The organism is Streptomyces sp. NPDC001920 (genome assembly GCF_053594495.1).
Genome location: NZ_JBSFEP010000005.1, coordinates 388,654 through 414,114 on the forward strand (window position 1 = coordinate 388,654; position 25,461 = coordinate 414,114).

25 protein-coding genes and 1 pseudogene are annotated in these 25,461 nt (G+C 71.9%); 14 read left to right on the top strand and 12 right to left on the bottom strand.

What is annotated here, in order from left to right; genetic code table 11:
• Positions 1-51 precede the first annotated feature (51 nt).
• From ACWCPI_RS11330 to lnt, 3 genes are all read right to left on the bottom strand, one after another.
• The gene (locus tag ACWCPI_RS11330) at positions 52-870 is read right to left on the bottom strand and encodes a 3-hydroxybutyrate dehydrogenase (RefSeq protein ID WP_451037885.1); all 819 of its coding nucleotides are present in this window, start codon (positions 868-870) and stop codon (positions 52-54) included.
• Between the two features lie 54 nt (positions 871-924).
• Positions 925-1,404 (bottom strand): NUDIX hydrolase, encoded by a 480-nt coding sequence (locus ACWCPI_RS11335; protein WP_451037886.1) that lies wholly within the window; start codon positions 1,402-1,404, stop codon positions 925-927.
• Positions 1,405-1,509: 105 nt separating this feature from the next.
• Positions 1,510-3,123, bottom strand: a complete 1,614-nt coding sequence (gene lnt, locus ACWCPI_RS11340; protein ID WP_451037887.1) for an apolipoprotein N-acyltransferase — start codon at positions 3,121-3,123, stop codon at positions 1,510-1,512.
• 450 nt (positions 3,124-3,573) lie between these two features.
• Between lnt and ACWCPI_RS11345 the strand changes: the two genes are divergently transcribed.
• Positions 3,574-4,557: an O-antigen ligase family protein gene (locus ACWCPI_RS11345; RefSeq protein WP_451037938.1), complete on the top strand. Its 984-nt coding sequence runs from the start codon at positions 3,574-3,576 to the stop codon at positions 4,555-4,557.
• Positions 4,558-4,830: 273 nt separating this feature from the next.
• Here ACWCPI_RS11345 and ACWCPI_RS11350 read toward each other — a convergent pair whose 3' ends face one another.
• Both ACWCPI_RS11350 and ACWCPI_RS11355 read right to left on the bottom strand, forming a co-directional pair.
• Positions 4,831-5,373 (bottom strand): hypothetical protein, encoded by a 543-nt coding sequence (locus ACWCPI_RS11350; protein WP_451037888.1) that lies wholly within the window; start codon positions 5,371-5,373, stop codon positions 4,831-4,833.
• Positions 5,374-5,479: 106 nt separating this feature from the next.
• The gene (locus tag ACWCPI_RS11355; protein ID WP_451037889.1) at positions 5,480-6,265 is read right to left on the bottom strand and encodes a glutamate racemase; all 786 of its coding nucleotides are present in this window, start codon (positions 6,263-6,265) and stop codon (positions 5,480-5,482) included.
• 39 nt (positions 6,266-6,304) lie between these two features.
• On the opposite strand from ACWCPI_RS11355, the gene ACWCPI_RS11360 reads away from it, so the two are divergent.
• Positions 6,305-7,498: a glycosyltransferase gene (locus tag ACWCPI_RS11360; RefSeq protein ID WP_451037890.1), complete on the top strand. Its 1,194-nt coding sequence runs from the start codon at positions 6,305-6,307 to the stop codon at positions 7,496-7,498.
• 21 nt (positions 7,499-7,519) lie between these two features.
• Here ACWCPI_RS11360 and ACWCPI_RS11365 read toward each other — a convergent pair whose 3' ends face one another.
• A complete protein-coding gene (locus ACWCPI_RS11365) occupies positions 7,520-8,797 on the bottom strand; it encodes a TerD family protein (RefSeq protein ID WP_451037939.1) in 1,278 nt (425 codons plus the stop codon).
• Between the two features lie 295 nt (positions 8,798-9,092).
• Here ACWCPI_RS11365 and ACWCPI_RS11370 point away from each other — a divergent pair, with 295 nt between their 5' ends.
• The 4 genes from ACWCPI_RS11370 to ACWCPI_RS11385 all read left to right on the top strand — a co-directional run bounded on the left by ACWCPI_RS11370 (position 9,093) and on the right by ACWCPI_RS11385 (position 13,724).
• Positions 9,093-9,521 carry a DUF6643 family protein gene (locus ACWCPI_RS11370; RefSeq protein WP_451037891.1) on the top strand — a complete coding sequence of 143 codons (429 nt, stop codon included), beginning with the start codon at positions 9,093-9,095 and terminating at the stop codon, positions 9,519-9,521.
• A 42-nt stretch (positions 9,522-9,563) separates the two neighbouring features.
• Positions 9,564-10,391 carry an MOSC domain-containing protein gene (locus tag ACWCPI_RS11375; RefSeq protein ID WP_451037892.1) on the top strand — a complete coding sequence of 276 codons (828 nt, stop codon included), beginning with the start codon at positions 9,564-9,566 and terminating at the stop codon, positions 10,389-10,391.
• A gap of 179 nt (positions 10,392-10,570) precedes the next feature.
• The gene (locus tag ACWCPI_RS11380) at positions 10,571-11,176 is read left to right on the top strand and encodes an Rv1733c family protein (RefSeq protein ID WP_451037893.1); all 606 of its coding nucleotides are present in this window, start codon (positions 10,571-10,573) and stop codon (positions 11,174-11,176) included.
• A 109-nt stretch (positions 11,177-11,285) separates the two neighbouring features.
• Positions 11,286-13,724 carry a right-handed parallel beta-helix repeat-containing protein gene (locus ACWCPI_RS11385; protein ID WP_451037894.1) on the top strand — a complete coding sequence of 813 codons (2,439 nt, stop codon included), beginning with the start codon at positions 11,286-11,288 and terminating at the stop codon, positions 13,722-13,724.
• A gap of 60 nt (positions 13,725-13,784) precedes the next feature.
• On the opposite strand, the gene ACWCPI_RS11390 is transcribed toward ACWCPI_RS11385, so the two are convergent.
• On the bottom strand, positions 13,785-16,121 hold the full coding sequence (locus ACWCPI_RS11390) for a hypothetical protein (RefSeq protein ID WP_451037895.1): 2,337 nt from the start codon (positions 16,119-16,121) through the stop codon (positions 13,785-13,787).
• A gap of 290 nt (positions 16,122-16,411) precedes the next feature.
• Between ACWCPI_RS11390 and ACWCPI_RS11395 the strand changes: the two genes are divergently transcribed.
• Both ACWCPI_RS11395 and ACWCPI_RS11400 read left to right on the top strand, forming a co-directional pair.
• Positions 16,412-17,242 carry a DeoR/GlpR family DNA-binding transcription regulator gene (locus ACWCPI_RS11395; protein ID WP_451037896.1) on the top strand — a complete coding sequence of 277 codons (831 nt, stop codon included), beginning with the start codon at positions 16,412-16,414 and terminating at the stop codon, positions 17,240-17,242.
• 74 nt (positions 17,243-17,316) lie between these two features.
• A complete protein-coding gene (locus tag ACWCPI_RS11400) occupies positions 17,317-17,796 on the top strand; it encodes an SRPBCC family protein (protein ID WP_451037897.1) in 480 nt (159 codons plus the stop codon).
• A gap of 21 nt (positions 17,797-17,817) precedes the next feature.
• On the opposite strand, the gene ACWCPI_RS11405 is transcribed toward ACWCPI_RS11400, so the two are convergent.
• On the bottom strand, positions 17,818-18,942 hold the full coding sequence (locus ACWCPI_RS11405; RefSeq protein ID WP_451037898.1) for a PLP-dependent cysteine synthase family protein: 1,125 nt from the start codon (positions 18,940-18,942) through the stop codon (positions 17,818-17,820).
• 340 nt (positions 18,943-19,282) lie between these two features.
• On the opposite strand from ACWCPI_RS11405, the gene ACWCPI_RS11410 reads away from it, so the two are divergent.
• Entirely contained in the window at positions 19,283-19,606 is a 324-nt protein-coding gene (locus tag ACWCPI_RS11410) for a hypothetical protein (RefSeq protein WP_388795094.1), read from the top strand.
• A gap of 183 nt (positions 19,607-19,789) precedes the next feature.
• Positions 19,790-20,335 (top strand): ATP-binding protein, encoded by a 546-nt coding sequence (locus ACWCPI_RS11415; protein ID WP_451037899.1) that lies wholly within the window; start codon positions 19,790-19,792, stop codon positions 20,333-20,335.
• 360 nt (positions 20,336-20,695) lie between these two features.
• Here ACWCPI_RS11415 and ACWCPI_RS11420 read toward each other — a convergent pair whose 3' ends face one another.
• On the bottom strand, positions 20,696-20,983 hold the full coding sequence (locus ACWCPI_RS11420) for an SHOCT domain-containing protein (RefSeq protein WP_451037900.1): 288 nt from the start codon (positions 20,981-20,983) through the stop codon (positions 20,696-20,698).
• Between the two features lie 211 nt (positions 20,984-21,194).
• Here ACWCPI_RS11420 and ACWCPI_RS11425 point away from each other — a divergent pair, with 211 nt between their 5' ends.
• From ACWCPI_RS11425 to ACWCPI_RS11440, 4 genes are read left to right on the top strand one after another with little or no spacing between them, the layout of a single operon-like run.
• Entirely contained in the window at positions 21,195-21,761 is a 567-nt protein-coding gene (locus tag ACWCPI_RS11425; protein ID WP_451037901.1) for a TetR/AcrR family transcriptional regulator, read from the top strand.
• A 12-nt stretch (positions 21,762-21,773) separates the two neighbouring features.
• Positions 21,774-22,346 (top strand): DUF4865 family protein, encoded by a 573-nt coding sequence (locus tag ACWCPI_RS11430; protein ID WP_451037902.1) that lies wholly within the window; start codon positions 21,774-21,776, stop codon positions 22,344-22,346.
• An 18-nt stretch (positions 22,347-22,364) separates the two neighbouring features.
• The gene (locus tag ACWCPI_RS11435) at positions 22,365-22,541 is read left to right on the top strand and encodes a DUF1272 domain-containing protein (RefSeq protein WP_451037903.1); all 177 of its coding nucleotides are present in this window, start codon (positions 22,365-22,367) and stop codon (positions 22,539-22,541) included.
• Positions 22,542-22,566: 25 nt separating this feature from the next.
• Positions 22,567-23,013, top strand: coding sequence for a tautomerase family protein (locus ACWCPI_RS11440; protein ID WP_451037904.1), 447 nt, complete (start codon positions 22,567-22,569; stop codon positions 23,011-23,013).
• A gap of 196 nt (positions 23,014-23,209) precedes the next feature.
• Here ACWCPI_RS11440 and ACWCPI_RS11445 read toward each other — a convergent pair.
• The 3 genes and pseudogenes from ACWCPI_RS11445 to ACWCPI_RS11455 form a co-directional block, all read right to left on the bottom strand.
• A pseudogene (locus tag ACWCPI_RS11445) lies at positions 23,210-24,231 on the bottom strand (IS5 family transposase).
• An 80-nt stretch (positions 24,232-24,311) separates the two neighbouring features.
• Entirely contained in the window at positions 24,312-24,599 is a 288-nt protein-coding gene (locus tag ACWCPI_RS11450) for a hypothetical protein (protein WP_451037905.1), read from the bottom strand.
• 84 nt (positions 24,600-24,683) lie between these two features.
• The gene (locus tag ACWCPI_RS11455; RefSeq protein ID WP_451037906.1) at positions 24,684-25,133 is read right to left on the bottom strand and encodes an RpiB/LacA/LacB family sugar-phosphate isomerase; all 450 of its coding nucleotides are present in this window, start codon (positions 25,131-25,133) and stop codon (positions 24,684-24,686) included.
• Positions 25,134-25,461: the final 328 nt, after the last annotated feature.

The following is a 25,461-nucleotide window of genomic DNA, read 5'->3' on the forward strand; positions in this document are numbered from 1 at the left end:
CAGCCCTGTGGACAACTCGGAAGTCGACAGGATGCTCGATGATCAGGCGTGTCAGTGCGCGGTCCAGCCACCGTCGAGGACGAGGGACGTGCCGGTCACGAAGGACGCGTGGGGGCTGCACAGGTAGGCCACGGCTTCGGCGACCTCCTCCGGTTCGATGAGCCGCTTGACCGCGCTGTCCTGCAGCAACACCTCGGTCAGCACCCGTTCCTCGGGGATGCCGTGCGCCCGCGCCTGGTCGGTGAGCTGTTTCTCGACCAGTGGGGTGCGCACATAGGCGGGATTCACACAGTTCGAGGTGACGCCATGGGCTGCGCCCTCCAGGGCGGCGGTCTTGGACAGCCCCTCCAAACCATGTTTGGCGGCCACATAGGCGGACTTGAAGGCCGAGGCGCGCAGCCCATGGACCGAGGACACATTGATGATCCGCCCCCAGCCCTGCCCGTACATATGGGGCAAGGCTCCACGGATGAGCCGGAAGGGAGCCTCCACCATCACGGTGAGCACCGTGTGGAAGACGTTGGGTGGGAAGTCCTCGATGGGGCGCACCAGTTGGAGCCCGGCGTTGTTGACGAGAATGTCCGTGCCGGCGGCGGCGAGCTCGGCGGCGTCCAGGTCGGTGAGGTCGAGGACGTGCGGCTCGACCGTACCCGCGAGCGTCCGTGCCGTCCCGGCCAGCGCCTCCAGACCCTCGGCGTCCCGGTCGACCGCTCTCACCTTGGCCCCGGCGGCGGCGAGCCGCAGCACACAGGAACGGCCGATGCCTCCGGCGGCACCGGTGACGAGGGCGCTGCGGCCGCCGAGGTCGAGCGTGAAGGACGGGGAGGGCGAGGACGCGCCGGGAGCCGGGAGGATGCTGGGCGGGGTCATGGCTCGACCCTAGGCACCGCCATCGCTGGGCCACATATGGTCGAAACCCATACTTCAGCCAGAACTCATGGGCTCGAACCATGTGGGTTCATCGGACAGTGCCTGCTTGATCCGGAACAGCTGACGTTCGCCCATCACCGGCAGCGCGTCCACGTCGAACCAGCCGACCTGCAGCGATTCGTCGTCGTTCACGCGCGCCTCGCCGCCGACGGCCCGGCAGCGGAAGGTGATGTCCATGAACTGGCACATGTCGCCGTTGGGGTAGGTGACCTCTTCGCCGGACCGCACGAGGACCACGCGCTCGACGACGCACTGCACGCCCGTCTCCTCGTACACCTCCCGCACGGCACAGGCCGCGGGCTGCTCACCCGGGTCCGGGATGCCGTTGATCACCGTCCACTTGTGGTTGTCCGCGCGCTGCCCCAGCAGGACCCGCCCCTCGTCGTCGAAGACGACGGCGCTCACGCCCGGAAGCCACAGAAGTTGGTGACCGGCGGCGGCCCGAATCGTGCGGATGAAGTCAGGAGTAGCCATGGCGTCGACCCTAACGGGCGAACGCCCCGCCCCCTGCGAGTTCCGGGGGGCGGGGCGTCCGTAGGGCCGGACTGCGCGGGCGATTCCGGTGGGCTCCCGCGCCGGTCAGGCGGGGTCGGCGACGCGCCGTGTGCGCACGCCGGCCCCGATCGCCCAGCCGAGACCACCCGCCGCGACGAGCACCAGGGCGATCTCCGGCAGGATGCCGAGTCGGGTCGCGGGCGTCTCGGTGGAGCGCAGCGGCACCTTCTGGACCAGTGAGTCGGCCACGAACATGCCGGTCTTCTGGGTGATGGTCCCGTCCGGCATGATGATCGCGCTGACCCCGCTGGTCACCGGAACGGTGACGGTCCGGCTGTGCTCGACGGCACGGACGCGTGACATGGCGAGTTGCTGGTAGGTCATCTCGCTGCGGTCGAAGGTGGCGTTGTTGCTCGGTACGGAGATCATCTGCGCGCCGTCCCTGACCTCGGAGCGCACGGTCCAGTCGAAGGCCGCCTCGTAGCAGGTGACCAGGCCGACCTTGGCGCCGTCCATGGTGAACACGCCCGGCTCGCTGCCCCGGCTGAAGTCCTGGCGGACCATCGAGGTCCAGTTCTCGTTGATCGCCCCGACGAGCGAGCGCAGCGGCAGGTACTCGCCGAAGGGCTGGATCTGCCGCTTGTCGTAGGTGTCGACGGGCCCCTTGGCCGGGTCCCAGAGGATCTGTTCGTTGAGCAGCTTGCCGTCCCGCTCGACGACGCCGCCGACCGAGATGGGCACACCGATGGCCTTGGCGGCCGTGTCGATGACCGCTCGGGCGTCGGCGTTGGCGAAGGGGTCGATGTCCGAGGAGTTCTCGGGCCACAGCACGAAGTCGGGCTTTTCGACCGTGCCCGCCTTGACCTCGGCGGCAAGGCGCTCGGTCTCCCGTGCGTGGTGGTCCAGCACGGCTCGGCGCTGGGCGTTGAAGTCCAGGCCCGCGCGCGGCACGTTGCCCTGGATGACCGCGACCGTCGCCGTGCCGTCCTCCGCCTTGTCGCTGACCAGTGGCCGCGCGGCCACCGCGCTCACCACCGGTACGGCCACGCTCAGCAGTGCCACCGCCGCGGCGGACCGCTGGACGGCCCGGGTGCGGCGCCGCTCCAGGACCAGGCGCACCGCCTCGTACGAACCGAAGCCGCACAGGACGACCGCGAAGCTGAGGACCGGTGTGCCGCCCACCGCGGCGAGGGGCAGGAAGATCCCGTCCGCCTGGCCGAAGGCGATCTTGCCCCAGGGGAAGCCGTTGAACGGCGCACGCGCGCGTGCCGCCTCGCCGGCGATCCACAGTGCCGCCGCCCACGCCGGCCAGCCCGGCAGTTTCGAGACCGCGGCGGTTCCCGCGCCGACGAGTGCGACGAAGAGCGCCTCGATCGCGACCAGCGCGAGCCAGGGACCGGGGCCGACCTCCACTCCCGTCCACACCAGCAGCGGCAGCAGGAAGCCGAGGCCGAAGAGGTAGCCGAGGCCGAGTCCCGCCTTCCAGCTGCGGCCGCGCAGCACCCATCCGAAGACGGCGAAGGCCGGCAGGGCCAGCCACCACAGGGTGCGCGGCGGGAAGCTGACGTAGAGCAGCACTCCGGAGAGCGCCGCGGCGAGGGCCGGAACCAGACGTGCGAGCCGGGCCGCCCGCGAGGCGGGGGCGATCTGCGGCTGCACCTGGTCCGACTCGTCCACGGAAGTTGCGGTGACGGTCACTCCGGGAGTGTACGGCGGTTGACCTCGGCGCGGACAGCGCGGTCGGGCGGCAGCGGGGCTCCCCGGCGGGCGTATGCGGTCGTGGTAGCGGAATGCCCCGGCCGAGCGCACGGCCTCGGTTCCGATGCCTTCGCGCGCGGTTCCCGTCTGCGTCCCTTCAGCGTGCGGCGCCCGTTTCAGCGTGCAGCGCCCGTTTCGGGTCCGCGGCGATCCCCCGGCAGCCACCTGACGCATCGTTCCTGCACGAGACGTCCACAAACCGCCCATCAGCGGTTACGGTATGCCGGAGCCTCAGCCGTACCGCCGGTCAGATCCGGGCGGAGGCGCTGGGGCCCGTCACAGGTCGGGGGACCGGGTTCGGGGGGCGGGGTGGGTCTCACGAAGACGACGTCTGCGGCAGGTCCGGATGAGGACGGCGACAGACGAAACGTTTCTGATGCCGCGGGCGTGGTGGTCCTGGGAGCTTGCGCCGTGTGGTCGCTGATCTCGGCTGCCGTACACGGCGGCCGACCCGAGGGTGTTCTGCTCGCCATCCTCGCCGTGGCCGCCGGTTACGCCGCCGGCCGGATCAGCGGAGCCCTGCTGCCGGTGGCCGCACCCTGCGCCGGAGCACTGGCCGGACCGGCACTGACGCTGGCCGTTCCGCATCTGTCCCCCGGGCCCCAGATCGTCGCCCCGCTGGGCCACGCCGGGGCGACGGCCGCCGTACTGACCCTCTCCGCCGGAGCCGCGTGCTGCGCGGCCTGGGCGGCCTCGGTACCGGTCCTGCGGCTGGGGCTGCGCGCGCTGGCCGTTGCGATCGCCCTGACGGCGGCCGCCCTCGGCTCGACCGTCGGCTTCGTCACCTGTACGGCTGTCGTCCTGTGCTCGATCGCCGCCGGACACATCCGCCGACGCGGCGCGGGGATCGCGGGACTGGTCCTGACGGCGACCGCGATCACGGCCCTGACCTGGGCGGTCGCCGCGAGCGCGGTGCCGGGCGGGTTCGCCTCCTGGCTGGAGAACCAGCTGACACCGCACCGGATCCAGCTCTGGCAGGACGCACTGCGTCTCGCCCGCGAGGATCTCGCCCTGGGCGTGGGTCCCGGACGTTTCGGGGAGCTCAGTCGGACGGCGTCCGGGACACTGCTCTCCGACGGCAAGCCGCACTCGGCGCCCCTGCAGCAGGCGGCGGAACAAGGAGGTGTCGGCGTGCTCATGCTGGCAGCGGCGTTCTGCTGGATGCTGTTCGCGTTGTGGCGCACCGCGCGCCCCGCCCCCGTCGCGCTCACGGCGGGCGCGGCTCTCACCGCCCTGGCGGCGATCGCCGCGGTCGGCAACGCGCTCAGTTTCACGGCGGTGTCGGTGGGCGCGGGCCTCCTGGCGGGCCTGGCCACGGCGCGCCCCATCCTCGGCGAGCCGTCCAAGACCTGTCGCTCGGACCAGGTGGACTGAGACAAACGGTTCCGTTCGGCCGACCCGAGCAGGGCCCGCGACGCCGGCATGCTCCGAACGACAGGCCCTGGGAGCGAGAGGGACGTGCACACGCTTGATGACCGGCTCGGGCCGTGACGCCGGCGGGCGGCGCGCGGACCGGACGCAGGACCGGACGCAGGACCGGACGCGCCTTCCGTGACGGTCCGCGGTGCCCTGGCCCGAACCGGCGTGATCGGCAGGCTCGCCCTCACACCGGCATGGCCGACGGCCTAAGGCAGGAACCCCTGGAGGTCAATGCGCCGGGCCGGGCGCCCGCGTCGGGATCCGGTCCCTGATCACCCTTACGGCCGCCTCCGCGTCGTCCACGGTGACGGTGAACGTGTGGCCGTCCCACAGCCGGAGCACCAAGCCCTCACCACGCCGTACGACGACCGCCGTGCCCTTCTCGGGCCGCCACCGGTAGCCCCAGCCACCCCAGTGACGCGGGGTGACGTGCGCGACGAAGTCGGCGCCGGCGACCTCGGACAGCGGAATACGGCGACGCGGCACACCGATGTGGCCGCAGCGCACTTCGAGGCACTCCTGGTCGACTCTCAGCGCGACGTGCACGAACGCCAGGGTGCCGAAGAGGACCAGCAGACCGGCCGCGATGCAGCCGACGACGGCCATGACGAGCGGTGCGACGCCGTCCGTCCACGGCGAGTCGATGGCGAGCTCGATGCCGAGCGCCATGCAGGCGGCGCCGACGAGCGCCATCAGCCACTGGACCCGGTTGGTGGCCCGCCCGGTCCAGACATCGGGGTGCGGTTTCCTACCGTGGGGGTGGTCCCTCATGCCTATGAGGTTACTCAGGTTTCGCTGTGCTGGTACCGCGCTGCGGAGGGTGACTGAGCCGACCGTGGCGGGGCGGACCGAGGGCTTCCGTTGCGGGAGCCGCCGGTCACCGGGCAGAAGTGATCGCCTGGAGGAGGCGGCCTTCCTCGTAGGCGAGGGCGGGCTCCGGCAGAGCTCCCTCGCGACCGCTGAGGATCACCGTCAGGGTGCCGTCCGCGGTGGCCCCGGGAGCGGGCTGCTCTCCGATGCGGCGAAACGCCTGGGCGGCGACCGCTCCGGCGGAACCGTGCAGGACGAGCGGCGGGAACCCGGGGCGCTGGACGGCGGTGCGGATGCGCTCGGCGACGAGTTCGTAGTGCGTACAGCCCAGGACGACGGTCGTCACGTCCTTGGGCGTCAGCGCGGCGGCGGCTGCCACGGCGGCCTCGATCGCCGTCTCGTCCGCGTGCTCGACCGCCTCGGCCAGGCCGAAGCACGGCACCTCGGTGACGTCCACGCCGTCGGCGAAGTCCTTGATGAGGTTGCGCTGGTAGGGGCTGCCGGTGGTGGCGGGCGTGGCCCAGATGGCGATCGGGCCGCCGCCGGCCGCGGCCGGTTTGATCGCCGGCACGGTACCGATGACAGGGATCCCGGGTTCGAGACGGGCCCGCACGGTCGGCAGGGCATGCACGGTCGCGGTGTTGCAGCCGATGATCAGGGCGTCCGGCCGGTGCGCGGCGGCCGCTTCGGCGACGGCCACGGCGCGCCGAGTGAGGTCTTCCGGAGTCCTCGGACCCCAGGGCATGCCGTCGGGGTCGAAGGAGAGCACGAGATGTGCGTCGGGTCGCAGCCGCCGTACCGCGGCGGTGGCCGCCAGCAAACCGATTCCGGAGTCCATCAGCGCGATCTTCACCCGGCCACGATAGACGATGGGCCCGTGCGGACCTGCCCGGTGGGGCAGACTGCGCTGGTGAGCGCGATCGCGTGGACTTCCGCCGTATCACTGGCCGCATGGGTGTGGCTGCTGCTCTGCCAGGGCTTCTTCTGGCGTACGGACACCAGGCTGCCGCCTCGGCGGGATCCGGGGGTGTGGCCGCCGGTCTGCGTCGTCGTGCCGGCACGCGACGAGGCCGCGGTGCTTCCCGTGAGCCTGCCGTCGCTGCTCGCTCAGGACTATCCGGGGCGCGCGGAGGTGTTCCTCGTCGACGACGGCAGTTCGGACGGCACCGGGGAGCTGGCGCGCGCACTCGCGCGGCGGCACGGTGGACTGCCGCTGACCGTGGACTCCCCCGGCGAGCCGCCGGCGGGCTGGACGGGCAAGCTCTGGGCGGTACGGCACGGCATCGGCCTGGCACGCGCGCGTGCCCCCGAGTACCTGCTGCTGACGGACGCCGACATCGCGCACGCGCCCGACAGCCTGCGGGTGCTGGTCGCGGCGGCGCGCACCGGGGGCTTCGACGTCGTCTCGCAGATGGCCAGGCTGCGGGTGGACAGCCTGTGGGAGCGGCTGGTCGTGCCGGCGTTCGTCTACTTCTTCGCGCAGCTGTATCCGTTCCGCCGGATCGGCAGGAACGGCGCGCGGACGGCGGCCGCGGCGGGCGGCTGTGTGCTGCTGCGCACCGAGGCGGCCGAGCGGGCGCGGATTCCGGATGCCATCCGGCACGCCGTCATCGACGACGTGGCGCTGGCGCGGGCCGTCAAGGGCGGCGGCGGCCACATCTGGCTGGGGCTGGCCGAGCGGGTCGACAGCGTGCGCCCCTATCCGCGGCTGCGCGACCTGTGGCGGATGGTCTCGCGCAGCGCGTACGCGCAGCTGCGGCACAACCCGGTTCTGCTGGCCGGTACGGTCGCCGGGCTCGCGCTGGTGTACCTGCTGCCGCCCGTGGCCGCGGTCGCGGGTCTGGTCGGCGGGGACTGGGCCACGGCGGTCGGCGGTGGTCTCGCCTGGCTGGTGATGACGGGGACGTACGTGCCGATGCTCCGCTACTACCGCCAGCCGCTGGGGCTCGCTCCGCTGCTGCCGGTCACCGCGTTCCTCTATCTCCTCATGACGGTCGATTCCGCGGTGCAGCACTACCGAGGGCGGGGTGCCGCCTGGAAGGGGCGTACCTACGCGCGTCCGGACGCCGTGCCCGACGAGGGGTGATCACGAGCGGCCGAGTGCCCGCTACTTGCGGCCGGGCGTCCAGTTCATGCCCCACCCGTAGGCGTGGTCGACCGTCCGCTGTGGGCTCACTCCCCGCTCGGGGATCAGGTAGCGCGCCTCGCGCTGCACGACCAGGTCGCTGCCGGTGTTGGTGATCAGGGCGAGCGCGCACACCGTCGAGGGAACGGTGCACTCGTCGAGCGAGAAGTCGATCGGGGCGCCGTGCTGCGGTGTGAGGGTGACCGTGGCGTGCAGGTCGGCGAAGGAACGCGCTCCTTCGTAGATGGTCACGAAGATCAGGATGCGCCGGAACGCCCGCTGGTGGTCGAGGTTGATGGTGAGGTTCTCGCCGCTCACGACGGCACCGGTGCGGTCGTCCCCGTCGAGGTGGATGTAGGGAGGGTGGTGCAGGGCGCCGTAGGCGTTGCCGAGGGACTGGATGACGCCCTTGCTGCCGTCGGTGAGCTCGAACAGGGCGCACAGGTCGAGGTCGAGGTCGTTGTGCATGGCGACCGGGCGGCCCAGTTTGGCGGCCCAGCCCGAGAACTGCTTGCGTACCTCCCAGTTGAGGTTCACGCGCATGGCGCCGGATGTGCCGCCCTGTTTGGTCAGGGAGACCGACGGGGCCGCCTTGGTGAGCGTCACCTTGCTGAGACTGACCGGCGGCGCCTGGGGCACGGCCGGGGGGCCCGGCGGGATGGCGGGCGGCGGCGTGGTCACCGGGGGTGCCACGGGTGGCGGCGTGGTCACCGGGGGCGCGACCGGCGGGGAGGGCTGCTGGGGCTCGTCGACCGTGATGCCGTAGTCGGTGGCGAGCCCTTCGAGGCCGCTGCTGTACCCCTGACCCACGGCGCGGAACTTCCACGCGCCCTGGCGGCGGTAGAACTCGCCGAGGACGAAAGCCGTTTCGACGGTGGCGCCGGGGTTGTCGAACCGGGCGACCACGGTGTCCCGGGCGGCGTCCTTGACCTCGATGTAGAGGTCCGGCACCTGACCGAACGCACCACCGTCGGCGGAGGCGGCGAGGATGACGGTCTCGATCGCGGGCTCCACGCGCGCGAGGTCGACCAGCAGGCTGTCGGTCACCCGGCCGCCGGCGTCGTGCTTGCCTTCGTGCCGCACGGCGCCCGAGGCGTGCTCGGGCTGGTTGTAGAAGACGAAGTCCCCGTCGGAACGCACCTTTCCACCGACCAGCAGGAGCGCCGAGGCGTCCGCGTCGGGCACGCCCGGCCCGGAGCGCCAGCCCAATTCGACTCGCAGCGCCGTGGTCGGCACCGGAGCATTCGATCCTTTCGGCATTGACATGTCCGCCCCCATCACGGGTCACCGCGCCAGGCACGCCCCGGCAGCTCATCGGGTTCTCCTGGGCAAACCTATTCCCCGGGCAGTGCCGGTCCTATGACGGGCCCGTGAACCGGGGGGCTCAACCGCCGGTAACCCGCCCGGAACTCGGCCTTTACACGATCGAGGCCCGGGTTTGCGTCCCATTTTGACAAGTTCGCTCGCATTGGCGATCCCGCGTCACTAGGGACGCATAAAACAACCCTCTTATCGGTCTCCCCAACCAGCACATCGTGGGCTTAACGTATGCGCCATGACCTCCCCCCGCTCCACCTATGGCGGCGGCTACTACTCCGCCTCCTTCCCGGACACTCCGATCTACGACTCGCTCGTGGCCGAGCGGGGCACCCCGCAGATCGCCCCGATCCGGGTCCCCGCCGCGTACGACACACCGGGCAGCGGTCTGCCCGCCCTGCCGTCCGCGCTGCCCGCCCTTCCCGCGGGACCGTCCCAGCCCTCCTACGGATACCCGCAGGCACCCCATCCCTCTCCGCTGCAGCAGGCGCCCGCGGCATACATCCCCCAGCAGGCGGCCGCGCCGCGTGGCTACCCGGGACCGCAGGCGCAGCAGCCTCGGCCGGCGGCCCCCGGCACGGGTTACGAGGCGATGCGCCCCGCGGCTCCCCGCCCCGCCGCTCCTTATCAGGACCCGTACAACAACCAGCAGTACCGCGGCTACTGACCCGTTCCCCGGGCTGTCGGCCTCACCTGGCACGATGGCCCCATGGGGCACGCTCAGCTGCTGTCGATCCACGTCCATCCGGTCAAGGCGTGCCGGGGCATCGCGCCCCGGGAGGCCGTGGTGGAGCCCTGGGGGCTGGCCGGTGACCGGCGCTGGGCGCTGATCGACGACGGGGGAGAGGTCGTGACGCAGCGCCGGCACCCCTGGCTCGCGCTCGTCGCCGCCGGCTTGCTGCCCGGCGGCGGCGTCCGGCTGTCCGCGCCGGACGCGCAACCACTGACCGTGCCCGTGCCCCGGCCGCTCGGCACGGTTCCCGTGCAGATCTTCCGCGACAAGGTCGAGGCGGTCCTCGCCGAGGACGAGGCCGCGCATGCCTGGTGCAGCGCCCGGCTCGGCACGCGGGTACGACTCGTCCACATGGACGACCCCGGCACCCGCCGACCCGTCGACCCCGAGTACGCGCTGCCCGGCGAGACCGTCGGTTTCGCCGACGGCTTCCCCTTGCTGCTCACCTCGGCGGCCTCTCTCGACGCCCTCAACTCCCTCGTCGCCCAGGGCGACCACGCGGACGAGGGCCCGCTGCCGATGGACCGTTTCCGCCCCAACGTGGTCGTGTCGGGCAGCCCCGCCTGGGCGGAGGACGACTGGTCGCGCATCGCCATCGGCGAGGTGGCCTTCCGCGTCCCCAAGAAGTGCGGTCGATGCGTGGTGACCACGACCGACCAGAGCACCGCCGAGCGCGGCATGGAACCCCTGTACACCCTGGGCAGGCATCGACGCCTCGACGGCAAGCTGGTGTTCGGCCAGAACCTGGTGCCCCTGTCCCGCGGCACGATCCGGGTCGGTGACCCGGTCACGGTCCTGGGCTGAGAAAGATTCCGCCGAGCCGCACGGCCCGGGAACCGGGGCCGGGGGCCGGTGCGTTGGGATGTCGTGAGAAATTCGTGAGGGGCCCGGGCGCAGGTGATGTCGCTCTCTCTTCGACGGGCCCGTCGGTGAACGGCTCGGGCAGGGGTTGTCACGGGACCGGGAAGGGGGGTGACCGGACGATGCGGTCGATCAGCGGACTCTGGCGCTGGCGGCGCAATCCGCTGCGGCGCAGGACCGATCTGGTCGAGGCCTGGGTCGCCCTCGCGGCCCTGTCACTGATCCTGGTCGTCGCGCCCTGGGCGGGCTTCCTGGTCGGCGGCCTGGCCCAGGACGCCCTGCAGAAGTCCGTCCGCGAACAGCGCGCCACCCGGCACTTGGTGACCGCGACCGTGCTCCGCGAGCTGGACACCCCCCGGCTGGACACCGACCCGGAGTCCGCCACGGGTCGCAGCGCGCGCAGCCGCGTCATGGCCGGCTGGACCGCGCCGGACGGCACCGTGCACCGAGCACCGCTCATGGCGCACCTCGAGACCCCTCGCCCCGGCGACCGCTTCACGATATGGACGGACCGCAAGGGCCTCCCCGTGCCCCGTCCCCTGGACTCCGCCACGGCGTCGACGCACGCCGTGCTCGCCGGATTCGGTGCGGCCCTGATAGCCGCCGGCCTCGTGGAGGGCGGCAGACGGCTGGTGCTGTGGCGCATGGTCCTTCGCCGGTACGCCCGTTGGGACCAGGCCTGGGACAAGGCGGGCCCCGACTGGGGCCGGACCGGAACCGGCAGCTGACGGCCTTCCCGCTCTGGTCAACCCACCGTCCGCGCGCACGCTACGGTGGACCGGCCGAACTCTTCGGCAGCAGAACCCGCGTACTACGAGGTGGGGGCACATCAACGCCATGGCACAGGGCACGGTCCAGGTGACGCACACCGGCACATCGCGGTGGCGGCGCCGCACGGGTGAGTACGCTTCGCTCGCCGCCGCCCTGGAGGCCGCGGCCGACGGTGACGTCCTCACCGTAGCCCCCGGCACGTACCGGGAGAACCTCGTCGTCCAGCGGGCGGTGACCCTGCGCGGCCCCGAGGGTTCCCCGGGCTCGGTGCGCATCGCGCCCGTGGACGGCGTGCCGTTGACGGTGCGCGCCTCCGCGGTGGTCCAGGACCTGCATGTGGAGGGCCAGGACGCGGCGGCGCCCGCGTTGCTGGTCGAGGAGGGGGCCCCGGAGCTGGCGGACGTCCGGGTCGTCACGCGGTCCGCGGCCGGGATCGAGGTGCGCGGTGGTGCCCGGCCGACCGTGCGCCGCTGCACGGTCGACAATCCCGCCGGCATCGGTATCGCCGTACTCGACGGCGGCGGCGGGGTGTTCGAGGAGTGCGAGGTGGTCGCGGCCGGCCAGGCGGGCATCGCCGTGCGCGGCGGCGCCCACCCTCGTCTGGAGCGCTGCAGGATCCACCACGCCTCGGGCTCCGGTGTGACGGCGACCGGAGAGAACTCCGCCCTGGAAGCGGTCGGTTGCGAGATCTACGAGGTCCGTGGTTCCGGTGTCCAGATCACCGGCCGGGCGACGGCCCATCTCACCGACTGCGATGTGCACCGCACGACCGCCGACGGAGTCACGCTGGACACGGACGCCGTACTGACCCTGGCCGACTGCCGGATCCACGACATTCCGGAGAACGCCGTCGATCTGCGGTCCCGCTCCGTGCTCACCCTGACCCGCACGACGGTGCGTCAGTTCGGGCGCAACGGCCTATCGGTGTGGGACCCGGGCACCCGCGTGGACGCCAACCAGTGCGAGATCTTCGACAGCACGGGCGACTACCCGGCGGTGTGGGTCAGCGACGGTGCCACGGCGGTTCTGGACTCCTGCCGGGTGCACGACGTGCCGGACGCCCTGTTCGTCCTGGACCGCGGCTCGCGCGCGGACGTCGTCGACAGCGATCTGACGCAGGTGCGCAACACGGCCGTGTCGGTGAGCGACGGCGCCACCGCGCAGCTCGACGACTGCCGGATCCGGGACGCGGCGACGGGCGCCTGGTTCCGGGACCACGGCAGTGGCGGCACCCTCAGCAACTGCACCCTGGACGGCATGCAGACCGGCGTCATCGTCACCAAGGGCGCCGACCCCACCATCGAGCGCTGCACGGTGGACTCCCCTGCGGAGGCCGGGTTCTACGTCTCGGCGGGTGGGCGCGGCACCTTCCTGAACTGCCGGGTGCGGGGCAGCGCGGGTTACGGCTTCCACGTGATCGACGGCTGCCGTACGACACTGCGCAAGTGCCGTACGGAGCGGTGCGCGCGCGGCGGATACGAGTTCGCGGACGGCGGCCCGGACGCGGCCTCCGGGGCGGGCCCCGAGGTGGAGGACTGCACCAGCGACGAGAGCGCGGGCCTGAGGCAGCCACCGGTGACGCCTGAGCCCGCCGTGCAGACCGTGGGCCAGTCCCCCGGCCTGCTGGGCTCGATCCCCGGCCAGCGCACCACCGAGCAGGAGCCTCTCCTCGCCGCCGAGCCGGAGAAGCCGGCGCGGACCTCCAAGGCCGTCCTCGGCGAACTGGACGCGCTGGTGGGCCTGGAGAGCGTCAAGCGCGAGGTGCGCGCCCTCACCGACATGATCGAGGTGGGCCGGCGCCGCGTGCAGGCGGGTCTCAAGGCGGCGTCGGTCAAGCGGCACCTGGTCTTCACCGGCTCCCCCGGCACCGGCAAGACGACGGTCGCCCGCCTCTACGGCGAGATCCTCGCCTCCCTCGGTGTCCTGGAGAAGGGCCACCTGGTCGAGGTCTCGCGGGTCGACCTGGTCGGTGAGCACATCGGCTCCACGGCGATCCGCACGCAGGAGGCGTTCGACAAGGCGCGCGGCGGTGTGCTGTTCATCGACGAGGCGTACGCGCTGTCGCCGGAGGACTCGGGCCGGGACTTCGGCAAGGAGGCCATCGACACGCTGGTGAAGCTGATGGAGGACCACCGGGACGCGGTGGTGGTGATCGTCGCGGGCTACACGGCCGAGATGGAGCGGTTCCTGTCGGTCAACCCCGGGGTGGCATCCCGGTTCTCACGGACCATCACCTTCTCCGACTACGGCCCGGACGAACTGCTGCGGATCGTGGAACAGCAGGCCGAGGAGCACGAGTACCGGCTCGGCCCGGGCCTCGCCGAGGCGCTGCTGGAGTACTTCACGGCCCTCCCCAAGGGCCCGGCGTTCGGCAACGGCCGCACGGCACGCCAGACCTTCGAGGCCATGGTGGAGCGACACGCGAGCCGGGTCGCCCAGCTCGACGAACCGAGCACGGACGACCTGACCCTGCTCTACGCGGAGGACCTGCCGGATCTGCCCTGAGGCCGCCGCTCGGGCAGGGCGAGCGGCGCCGCCGTCGCGTGCCCTCCTGGGCCATGGCGGTCAGCAGTCGGCCTCCGGCCGTTGTCCGGGGACCTCCGGTCGCAGCCTCGCCAGCAGTCGCTCCCGCTCCTCGGCGAACGCCGGGTCCGCCTGGTAGTCGGAGTGGCCGCGGATGGGAGCGGGCAGCGGGTGCTCGGCGGTACGGCCGTACGCCAGCGGGTCCTTCAGGGCGTCGCGGTCCACGGCGGGGCCGCAGGCGCCGGCCAGGCGGACCGGGCCGCCGATGGGGTCGGTGGGCCGGTGGAGGTTGCGCCAGCAGTCGACCTCGCTGTGCAGGGAGGCGAGCGCGGCCGGGCCGAAGTGGGCAGGGAACCAGCGGCCGTAGAGGCGCTCCAGCGGGGATCCGTAGGTCAGCAGCGCGACGCGCTTGCGGTCCGAGGGCCGCAGCTGCCAGGCGGCGGCCGCGGCGAGCACACTGCCTTGCGAGTGTCCGGAGATGACGAGGCGACGGCCCGGCTCGGCGCGTGTCCAGGTCGCCATCCGCCAGGTCAGATCGGGTACCGCCCGCTCGGCGTAGCAGGGCGGTGCGAAGGGGTGTGCGGCGCGCGGCCAGAAGGTGCCGACGTCCCACAGGATGCCGATGGTGCGGCGCGCGGAGGCGTCCTTGTAGGCGCGCCTGCCCCAGGTGACGAAGAGTATGAAGCCGACGCCGATCAGCCAGGAGCCGAGCGCCTGGGACGTCTCGGCGGCTCCGTGGACGAAGGCGTACGTGCCGTCGGCGGCCGCGCTCGGTGTCTTGTCGCTCGTCAGCGCGCCGACCAGGGCTCCGGCACCCAGGAGCAGGGTCGCGGTGGACGTGACGGCGACGACGAGCGGGGCGCGGTCGGTGAGCGTGGCCATCGCGCGTGTGCTCGCGATCCGGCGGGTGCGCGCCCTGTCCTGGGGCTCCCCGGCGTAGTCGAACTCGACCGTGCCGAGTTCGGTGCGGCGCAGCCGCCAGGCCCGCCACGCCAGCACGCCGAAGAGCAGCAGCAGCAGGACCAGCAGCGGTGGGATGACGGAGGCCTGCCAGGTCAGCAGGACCGGCGGGCCGTCGATGGACCTGCCCGTGCCGTCCAGCCAGTCGGAGACCCGTTGGGACACCCCGCCGGACATCACGCCCCCCAGGGCGCAGGCCAGCATCGCCACGGCCGGTCCGGCCAGGCCCCGCATCGCGGCGCGCGGGTCGGGGTCGGTGCGGTGCAGGACACGGGCGACGACGGCGAGGACGATCACGAGCAGGCCCTGGAGGAAGGCGAGGGCGCCGAAGGTCGCATCGCCCGGGAGGCGGCCCTCGGACCGCCAGCCCGGCCGCTCCCAGCCGGCGTACACCAGGGCGAGCGTCAGCAGGGCGAGGGCGGCGAGCGGCAGACGCCGTACGAGACGCTCGTCGAGTTCGCGGTCGAGGCAGTTCTCGCTGCGGCCCCGGCGGCAGACCACCCAGATCACGGCGACGGCCCCGACGACGATCGCCGCCTCCAGGAGCCGGCCCAGCACGTCGAGCAGGACGGGGCCGCCCGGCCGGCGGTCGAAGCGGGCCGCGGCCGAGCCGACCGCTGCGACGACGGTCAGCAGGCCGGCGGTGGTGTGCGCGGCGCGCAGCCGGGCGACCAGGCGGCGGCCGTACCAGAAGCCGGGGCGGCCCAGGGTGGTACGGCCGGGCTTCTCGGCGGGCTCGGGCTCGTGGGTCATGGGCTGCTGGGACTCGTAGGCGCTCCAGGTCCGGCGGGAGAGGTACCACAGCAGGCCGGTCAGCGCGGCGGGGACCAGGGATGCCAGGGCGAGCCGGCGTCCGGGGTGGCTCCACCAGCCGCCGTCGGAGACCACGGGCGACAGGAAGCCCAGCCAGCTGTGCCGCTCGGCGCACGCGCGCGTGCCCGCGCACTGCCAGGCCGTGAGGTCGAGGGCGACCTCGCAGGCGGCCGCGACCAGCAGCACCGTCAGCGTCAGCCCGGCGAGCCGCACGAGCAGGCCGTACAGCCGCACCGTCCGCTCGCGCCCCCGGGTGGTGGGGCGCATCCAGTGGGCGAGGTTGACCACCATGAACGGCAGTAACAGCAGCCACAGGGCACGTGCGCTGTTTCCCGAGGTCAGGTTGCACCAGACATACGCCTCGGGCACCGGTCTGCCCTGGTACTCCTCCGATCTGTCCTCCGCGTCGACGTCGTCGGCGCGCCGGAACACCGCGGCCGTGTCGTCGCCGCTGATCCGCACGGTGCGCGGATCGTCGAGCATGTCCTGCGGCGTGGTGCCGCCGACCCCGTGAACCAGCAGTTCCAGGGCGATCCGGGCTTCGTCGGGCCGCGGACCCGGGCCGTGGGGCCCGTTCGACGCGGCGCGCTGTTGCGCATGTTCCATGGTTCGCACTTCCCCCGTGACGAGCCGTCGGCTTCTGTCTGTGCGGGCACAAGGATCTCCGCTGATGAGGGTTCCTACACCTCTCGTCACGGAATCTCCCCGATCCGTGACACGAACAAGGGAACGGACCCCGCCGAAGTGACATGAGCGCGTCGTGACGGCCAGTGGCGCGACCCGTACCGACCCGTGCGAGTATGGGACCTCCCGCGCCCCGGGGAGGGCGAGAATGTCCTTGTCGGAGGGGTTGCGCGGGTGAGTCGGACGACTGAGGCGAAAGGACCGGAGCGTACGTGAGCGAGAATCAGAACCTCCTCGCGGAGCAGCGGCGCGCCCTGATCCTGGACGAGGTGCGGCGCCGAGGCGGGGTCCGCGTCAACGAGCTGACCCGCAAGCTCGGCGTGTCGGACATGACGGTGCGCCGTGACCTCGACGCGCTGGCCCGGCAGGGAGTGCTGGAGAAGGTGCACGGCGGCGCGGTCCCGGTGGTCGAGGCGAGCACCCACGAGCCCGGGTTCGAAGCCAAGTCCGGTCTGGAGCTGACGGCCAAGGAGGACATCGCGCGGGCCGCGGCCGATCTCGTCGCGCCCGGTTCCGCGATCGCGCTGTCCGGCGGTACGACGACGTTCGCGCTGGCGCATCAGCTGGTCGACGTTCCCGACCTCACCGTCGTCACCAATTCGGTGCGGGTGGCCGACGTCTTCCACGCGGCGCAGCGCACGTCGGGGCCCCGCCAGGGCGCGGCCACGGTCGTGCTGACCGGTGGGGTGCGCACCCCGTCCGACTCACTGGTGGGCCCGGTGGCCGACCAGGCGATCGGAACGCTCCACTTCGACGTGCTGTTCCTCGGCGTGCACGGGATATCGGTCGAGGCCGGCCTGTCCACGCCGAACCTCGCGGAGGCCGAGACCAACCGGCGTCTGGTGCAGTCGGCGCGGCGGGTCGTCGTGGTCGCGGACCACACCAAGTGGGGTGTGGTGGGGCTGAGTTCGTTCGCGACGCTGGACCAGGTCGACACCTTGGTGACGGACTCCGGTCTGGCGACCGAGGCGCGCTCGGAGATCTCGGAGCATCTGCGGCGGCTGGTGGTGGCGGGCGAGCCCGACGAGGACGTCGACGTCTGAGGGTGCAGACATCTGACGAGGTGCCAGTTATGGTGGCGCTGCCCGGAGCGGCGTCGGCATAGGGGGTTTCGTCCATGGCTAACCTGCTGCGCGAGGTGGAGCTCGACTTCATCGAGCGCGCGCCCGTACGGCACGTCTTCGCGCGGGAGATGTCCGCCGCGCCGGAGGCCGTGTTCCACGCGCTCGCCGAGGACGTGCCCGGCTGGGCACAGTGGTTCTCGGCGGTCACCCTGGCCCGGCCGCTCGACGGTGGGGCCCGGCGCGAGGTCCGGCTGCGGGGCGGTACCCGCTTCGAGGAGACGATCCTCGTGGCTAAGAGCCCCGAGGTGTACGCCTACCGAGTCGACGTCACCAACGCGCCCGGGGCGCGGGCGATCGTCGAGGAGTGGCGGCTCGCCCCTGCGGGGACCGGCACACGGCTGCAGTGGACGTTCGCGGTGGACGGCACGGCTCCGTTCCGGTTCGCCTTCGGGCTCGCGCGGGCCGGCCTGGGCCGGGTGTTCCGGGACACCGTCACGACGCTGGACCGGCGGCTGGCGGTCGCGGCCTCCTAGGGCCTGTCCGGTTCTCGCGGGTCACTCGGGCCACACACCCGTGTCCAGCAGTTGGTCGATGGCCGCCGAGTACGGGGCGATGTCCAGGCCCTGCTCGGCCAGCCAGGTGTCCGAGTAGTACTTGTCGAGATACCGGTCCCCCGGGTCGCACAGCAGAGTCACCACGCTCCCCCGCCGCCCCTCGGCCACCATTTCGGCGACGATCTTCAGCGCGCTCCACAGCCCGGTGCCCGTGGAGCCGCCCGCCTTGCGTCCGATGGCCTGCTCCAGGGCCCGTACGGCGGCGACGCTCGCCGCGTCCGGCACCTTCATCATCCGGTCGACGGCGCCGGGGACGAAGCTCGGCTCCATACGGGGCCGGCCGATGCCCTCGATCCGGGAGCCGCAGTCGCAGGTGACGTCCGGATCGCCGGTGGTCCAGCCCTCGAAGAAACAGGAGTTCTCCGGGTCGGCGACGCAGATGCGGGTGTCGTGCTGCATGTAGTGGACGTACCGGGCGATGGTCGCGGAGGTGCCGCCGGTGCCGGCCGTGGCGACGATCCACGCGGGCTCCGGGAACCGCTCCAGTCTGAGCTGGCGGAAGATGGATTCGGCGATGTTGTTGTTGCCGCGCCAGTCCGTGGCCCGCTCGGCGTAGGTGAACTGGTCCATGTAGTGGCCGCCGGTCTCCACGGCGAGGCGTGCGGACTCCTCGTACATCTTCCGCGAGTCGTCCACGAAATGGCACCGGCCGCCGTGGAACTCGATCAGACGGCACTTCTCGGCACTCGTCGTGCGCGGCATGACCGCGATGAAGGGCACGCCGATCAGCTTCGCGAAGTACGCCTCGGAGACGGCCGTCGAACCGCTGGACGCCTCGATCACCGGGCGGCCCGGCCGGATCCAGCCGTTGCACAGACCGTAGAGGAAGAGCGAGCGGGCCAGCCGGTGCTTGAGGCTGCCGGTCGGGTGGGTCGACTCGTCCTTCAGATAGAGGTCGATGCCCCAGCGCTCCGGCAGCGGGAAGCGCAGCAGGTGGGTGTCGGCCGAACGGTTGGCGTCGGCCTGGACCTTTCGGACGGCCTCTTTGAGCCAGACGCGATAGGCGCCGTCGCTTCGGTCGACGTCGAGGGTCACGCCGGACGGGGTCTGCTGGACGGTGCTCACGGCGGTACTCCTCAGGCTCGGCGGCAACGGCGACTCGCGCGGCCGTCGCTTCGAGCATAGACATCTTCCGCACGCTTCTCACCTGCATAAACAGGCCTTTGAGAGCCTCAAAGTCACCCGTGGGTCGCCTCCTTCACCCCACCCCTGGGGGCGCATTCGCGCGAGTGCTCCGAGCGACCCCGTCCGGGGAGGCCACGCGGACTGGTGCTGGGCGCGGGACCGGGGCAGACTGCACCGGACGGGACGACGATCCCGGACGGGGGGCACACTGGATGACGACTGGAGCCGGTCGCATCCGCGAGGACACACCGGCACACCGACGCACACGAGGGGGCGGGGCATGGCGGAGGCGGAGTTCACGGCCACGGGCGTGCGCATCGGGAAGCGGCTGCGCTCGTTGACCCGGGCCGGGCAGGTACGGATCAGCGACGGCCGGCTGCAGCTGCTCACCAGCTACGGCAGCGAGATCGACAGCGCACCGGTGCAGGCGGTACGGGCCTCCAAGCCCTGGTTCGCCCCGGACGACCGGGCGCTGGCGGACATCAACGGCAAGCGCTACTCCCTGACCCTGGGTGATCACGACCCCGCCCCGGGAGAGCCGGGACCGCCCGCGGCACGCCGGTTCATCGAGGCCGTGCGCAAGGCTGCGGGGCGTAAGGGCTGAGTCACTGCGAGTTGCGGCATTGCAGCTCCTGCGTCACTCTGGTCTCACGTCACTCTGGGTTTACCGGCGATAACGCTGCGAACCAGCCCGCCGGCCACGACAGCAGGCGGCCGTTTCCTGAAGCACCCTGCTGGATCCGTACTCCGTGTTCTTCCGGACCTCTTCAGTCGGGGAGTCGCAGCCGTGATCAGCTACCCAAGCAGGCACTGCACGGTGGAGCTCCAAGCCCTGCCGTCGCGGATCGGTCAGGTCCGCAGAATCGTATCGGCGCAGTTGCGCTACTGGCACCTGGATCCGTTGATAGACCGCGCCGCGCTCGGTGTGACCGAGCTGTTGACCAACGTCCACCTGCACGCCCAGCCCGACAAGACGTGCACCGTCGAGATCGAGCTGCTGCTCGACCGGCTCACCGTCTCGGTGCGCGACAACGACCCGCGGCTGCCGGCCGTGGCGGACAGCGACACGCTCGCCACGTGCGGGCGCGGGCTGGCGATGGTGGCCGCCGTCAGCGAGAGCTGGGGCGTGCGGCCGGACGGCGACTGCGGCAAGGTCGTGTGGTTCACGCTGCCCGCGCCCGTGCCCACCGCCTCGCGGGGCTCGGGTGCGCGCGCACCGCGGCGGACGGCTGTCGCGGTCGAGGAGCCCGTACGGCGGTTCGCCGAGGTCGGAGCACGGGTGGACCTGCGCAGGCCGGAGCGTGCTCCCGCCCGGTCGGCCGTTGCGGGCTGACCGGGCGGTGACCCTTCGCGGCGGTCCGCCGGGGACGGTCACTCGGCGGCGACGGCTCGCAGCGCGTCCAGGCGTGCCGCCCGGCTCGCCGGCGCGGGCCCGCGAGAGTCCAGCGGTGAGGCCGACGAGGGCCAGGAGCACGGCCGGCGCGGGCGCTGCCCGAGGTGAGCGTGTCGAGACCGGCCACGCGGTGCGCCACGGCGGACCTGCCGGAGCCCGGGGGCCCAATGGTCGCGGTGAAGCGGCCGCCCGGGAAGCAGACACTCACCCCGTTCAGGGCCCGCACGCCGGTGCCGACGGTCCCGTACGCCGGCACGGCGTGGACGGCCCGGGCGGTGGTCCGGGCTGCGGGCGCGGTCGTCATGCGGCACCGCCCTTGCCGGCACGGCCGAACTGCTCGTCCAGGACGGACAGCCGGCGCCAGTACTCGTCCTCGTCGATCTCACCGGAGGCGAAGCGGCGGCCCAGGACGGTGAGGGGCGAGTTGCCGTCGGGGGTGGCGCGCCAGGGGCCGCCGTGTCCGCGCCCGCGCCACACCGTGCGACGCAGCAGTGCGATGCCGCCGATCACGACGGCCGCCCAGACCAGCGGGAAGAAGAGGATCCACGGGCCGGGCCCGCCGTCGGCGAAGTGAGCCAGGGTCTGCATGTCGAGTCATCTCCCGAGTCGGACCGGATTGGGTCGTCCGGTGATGCTTCGAGAGTCGCTCGGCGGTGGGGTGCGGGTCGTCGTACGGCCAGCGGCAGTGCGCGTACCTCGTGGGGAGTACGCGGGGTCGACCGCGCTGCTCCGAAGCGATCGGTGTGCCTGTGTCGAACCCGCCTCGACTTCTGTAACTACTAGTATGTACAGTGAGGGCATGAGCACCTCGGACACCTCGGAACGACTGATCGAGTCGACCCGCGAACTGCTGTGGGAGCGCGGCTACGTGGGCACCAGCCCCAAGGCGATCCTGGAGCGCGCGGACGCCGGGCAGGGCAGCATGTACCACCACTTCAAGGGGAAGCCGGACCTCGCCCTGGCGGCGATCCGGCGGACCGCCGAGGAGATGCGGGCCACCGCCGCCGGAGTACTCGACGGTCCGGGAACGCCGTACGAGCGCATCGAGGCGTATCTGCGGCGGGAGCGCGATGTGCTGCGCGGATGTCCGGTCGGGCGGCTCACGATGGATCCCGAGGTGATGGCGAGCGACACATTGCGCGCGCCGGTCGACGAGACGCTCGACTGGCTGCGTGAACGGCTCGCCGGGATCGTCGAGGAGGGCAGGGAACAGGGCCTGTTCGCCTCGGAGCTGGACAGCGAGGAGGTCGCGGCGGCCATCGTCGCGACGGTCCAGGGCGGCTACGTCCTCGCCCGTGCGTCGGGGTCGCCCACGGCCTTCGACACCGGTGTACGGGGACTGCTCGCCCTTCTCTCGTCGCGGTAGGAAGGCGGTTTGATGCTCGCGATGCGGTACGGACTCACCCTGCCCGCCGACTACGACATGGAGATCATCCGCCGACGCGTCGCCACCAGGGGGCACCTGCTCGACACGTGGGCGGGCCTGGGCCTCAAGGCGTACCTGGTGCGGGAGCGGGGCGTGCACGGGTCCCCGGTCAACGAGTACGCGCCGTTCTATCTGTGGCACACCGTCGCCGGCATGAACCGCTTCCTCTGGGAAGGCCCGTTCCAGGGCATCGTCGACGACTTCGGACGGCCGTCGGTGCGGCAGTGGCCGGGGCTGGCCTGCGCGGCCGGCGTCGCCGCCCACTCCCCCGCGCGCGGGGCGGTGCTCCGGCTGCGTCAGGTGCCTGACGGGGTGCTGCTCGCCGACTTCATGGCGGAGACGACCCGGGAGACCGAGCGTCTGGCCGCCGAGGACGGCGCGGTGCTCGCCGCGTCCGCCGTGGACGCCGGCCGCTGGGAGGTGATCCACTTCTCCCTCTGGGACAGCCACCTGCCCAAGGCCGACGGTGACACCTACGAGGTGCTGCACCTGTCCGCGCCGGGGCGGGACCGGCTGCCGGGCTGACGAGGGAGGGCGAGGAACATGGCACTGGAGATGCGCGATCGCTGCGAGCGCTGCGAGACGGCGGCGCTGCCGCTCGACGCGGCCGCCCGGATCTGCTCGTACGAGTGCACCTTCTGCGTGCCGTGCAGCGAGGCGATGCGGGACACCTGTCCCAACTGCGGTGGCGAGTTGGTCGCGAGGCCCCGCCGTTCATGACGTTCCGAACAGGAGACCCACAGACATGCCCTTCGTCCGCATAGACGCGCTGGGCACGAACCCCGAGCGCCTCGACGCTCTCGGCCGTGCCGTGCACGAGGCCCTGGTGGAGGCCGTCGGGATTCCGCCCGACGACCGGTTCCAGGTGCTGGTCGGACACGACGGCACCCACAGCACCCTGCGTTACGACCCCGCCTACCTCGGCATCCGGCGGGACGACGGCCTGGTGTACGTCACGATCACGATGCGCTCCGGGCGGAGTCCGGAGCAGAAGCAGGCGCTGTACCGGCGGATCGCCGAACTCGCCCACGCCTACGCGGACACGGAGCCGCGCAACGTGTTCGTCAACGTGCTGGAGAACGAGCCCATCGACTGGTCGTTCGGCGAGGGAGTGGCGCAGTACGCCCACTCCCCCGCCCCGGCCGACGCCCCGGCTCCGAGAGGGACGGCGTCGGCTTTGCGGGAGGGCTAGGTCGTGTCCGCAAAGTCCCGTCGTCCGCTCGGAGGGCGGGCCCTGCGGCGTATGGTGCGTGCTCTCGGCGTGCCGGGCGGAAGCCCTCGTACTGGTTGTACGTGGGCTTTCGCCCGGTGCGGCGAGAGTGCGTGCCAGGCGTCGCGGGGCAGGCGGGACTTTGCGGACACGACCTAGGGCGCGTATCGAGTCGTGATCATTTGGTGGTCCGGGCGAGGTCTTTGAGCCAGATCATCGAGGCGCGCAGGTGGAGGCCGGCGAGGTAGCTGTCTGGGGTCTTGTCGTACCGGGTGGCGATGCCTCGCCAGGCCTTGAGCTTGTTGATCAGGTGCTCGACGGTGTTCCTCTCCTTGTAGAGGCCGGTGTCGTGGCTGACGGGCCGGCCGCCCCTGGTGCCCTTCTTCTTTCGGTTGGCGGCCTGGTCCTTCTTCTCCGGGATCACTGCCTTGATGCCGAGTCTGCGCAAGTGGGCCCGGTTGCTGCGGGAGGAGTAGGCCTTGTCTGCGGCGACCGCATCCGGCCGGGTGCGGGGGCGGCCGACGGGGCCGCGGACCCGTAGCTTCTTCAGGACGGGGATGAACTGCGGGCTGTCGGCGGCCTGGCCCGCAGTCAGCCCGAACGCCAGCGGACGGCAGTTGCGGTCGGCGGCGAGGTGGACCTTGCTGGTCTGCCCGCCCCTGGAGCGTCCCAGGAGGGCGGCCTTCAGGCGGAGTTTTCGCCGACGCCGGATGCGTCGTCGTTCCTCCCGCCCGGGATCGAACTCGGCGTCCTGTCCGTCCTGTCCGTCCTGTCCGTCTTGCTCTTCGAGGCTGCCCCTTTTGACCTGGCCTTCTCCGCCTCGGTGGCAGCCTTCTCCAGTGCGGTGAGGACGTCCTCGCCCAGATGCATCCCGGCTGCGTCGTGGTGAGCGCGCGCGGTGGTGGAGTCGATGCTGACCAGGGACAGATCCACCTCACCCCGCTTCGCGGCTTCCGCGATCAGGCCCTCCAACAGCGCCTCAAAGACGCCAGCGTCCCGCCACTGCCGGAAGCGGTTGTGGACGGTCGGCCAGGCACCGAACTCCTGCGGCATCTCCCGCCACTGTCCGCCGGTCTTGAACCGCCAGATCACCCCCTCGAACTGCTGCCGCAGCCGCTCGGGATACGGGCCGTACTCGCCGATCGGCAGGTACGGCTCGATGAACTCCCATTCCTCGTCCGTCAGTTGCACTCGCGTCACACAAGAAGATCTACCCTTCCCGGCCGCGCCGCGAGCACGAAATCTAGGACTGCCACCGTCGCCATCGAATCGAACTGGGCTCAGCCGAGACCACGATGGGCGGCCCACAACTCCCCGGCACGGCTGGCAGCTTCGGCGACCAGGGCCGCCAGTTCGGGTTTGTCGGGGACAGGGAACGAGACGTATGCGCCCCGACCACCACCGACAGGTCGGCCATAGGCCTTTACGGCGAGGTGACCGTCCGGGAGAAGCCGGACGTTGAGCGTGGTCAGCGTGAACTCTTCACCGCGTCGAGTGTCCGTCCAGCGGAGCGCCTGCGGGATCGTGACATTGATCGCCAGAGCACTCACTTCCAGGTCGCTGCTCATGCACGGATGATCTCACGCGAGTCGCCGCAGGCAGCCGTCACCGGCTTATACAGCAGGCAGTTTGATCACGACTCGATACGCGCCCTAGGACCTGCTGTCGTCCAGCCTCTCGATGTGCGCCACGTTCCCCCGGTCCTCGGCGTCGGCGCTCGCCTCGGCCGCGAACCAGGCGTCGAGGATCTCCTTGAGCAGGGGCTCGGAGGTGAGACGCAGGCTGAGCGCGAGCACGTTGGCGTCGTTCCAGCGGCGGGCGCCGTCCGCGGTGTAGGCGTCCGCGCAGAGAGCGGCCCGTACGCCCGGCACCTTGTTCGCGGCGATCGACGCGCCCGTGCCGGTCCAGCAGCACACGACCGCCTGGTCCGCCGTGCCGGCGGCGACCTCGCGGGCGGCGGCCTCCGAGCAGGGGGCCCACTGGGTGTTGTCGCCGGGGCTCAGCGCGCCGTGCGTGACCACCTCGTGGCCGCGCTCGCGCAGTTCGGCGACGAGGAGGCGGGCCACGGGTTCGTCCATGTCCGAGGAGACGGAGATCCGCATGGGTCGAGCCTACCCGCCGGGCATGCGTCCGCCCGGGCAGCGGCCGAGCGTGGAGGTGAGCGGCTGGACGGCCGAGGAGGGACCGTGCCGGCCCTGCGCATCGAGCACCCGATCAAGGACTTCGCCACCTGGAAGTCGGCCTTCGACCGCTTCGCCCCGCAGCGCGCCGAGGCAGGCCTACGGCACCACCGCGTCCTGCGGCCGGTCGACGACACCGCCCACGTCGTCGTGAAAATGACCTCGACGAGGCGCGGACGCCGAGCGGTTCCTGGGGTTCCTCAGGACGACGGTGCAGGCGTCGTCCGAGAACGCCCCGGCGCCGGCCGGT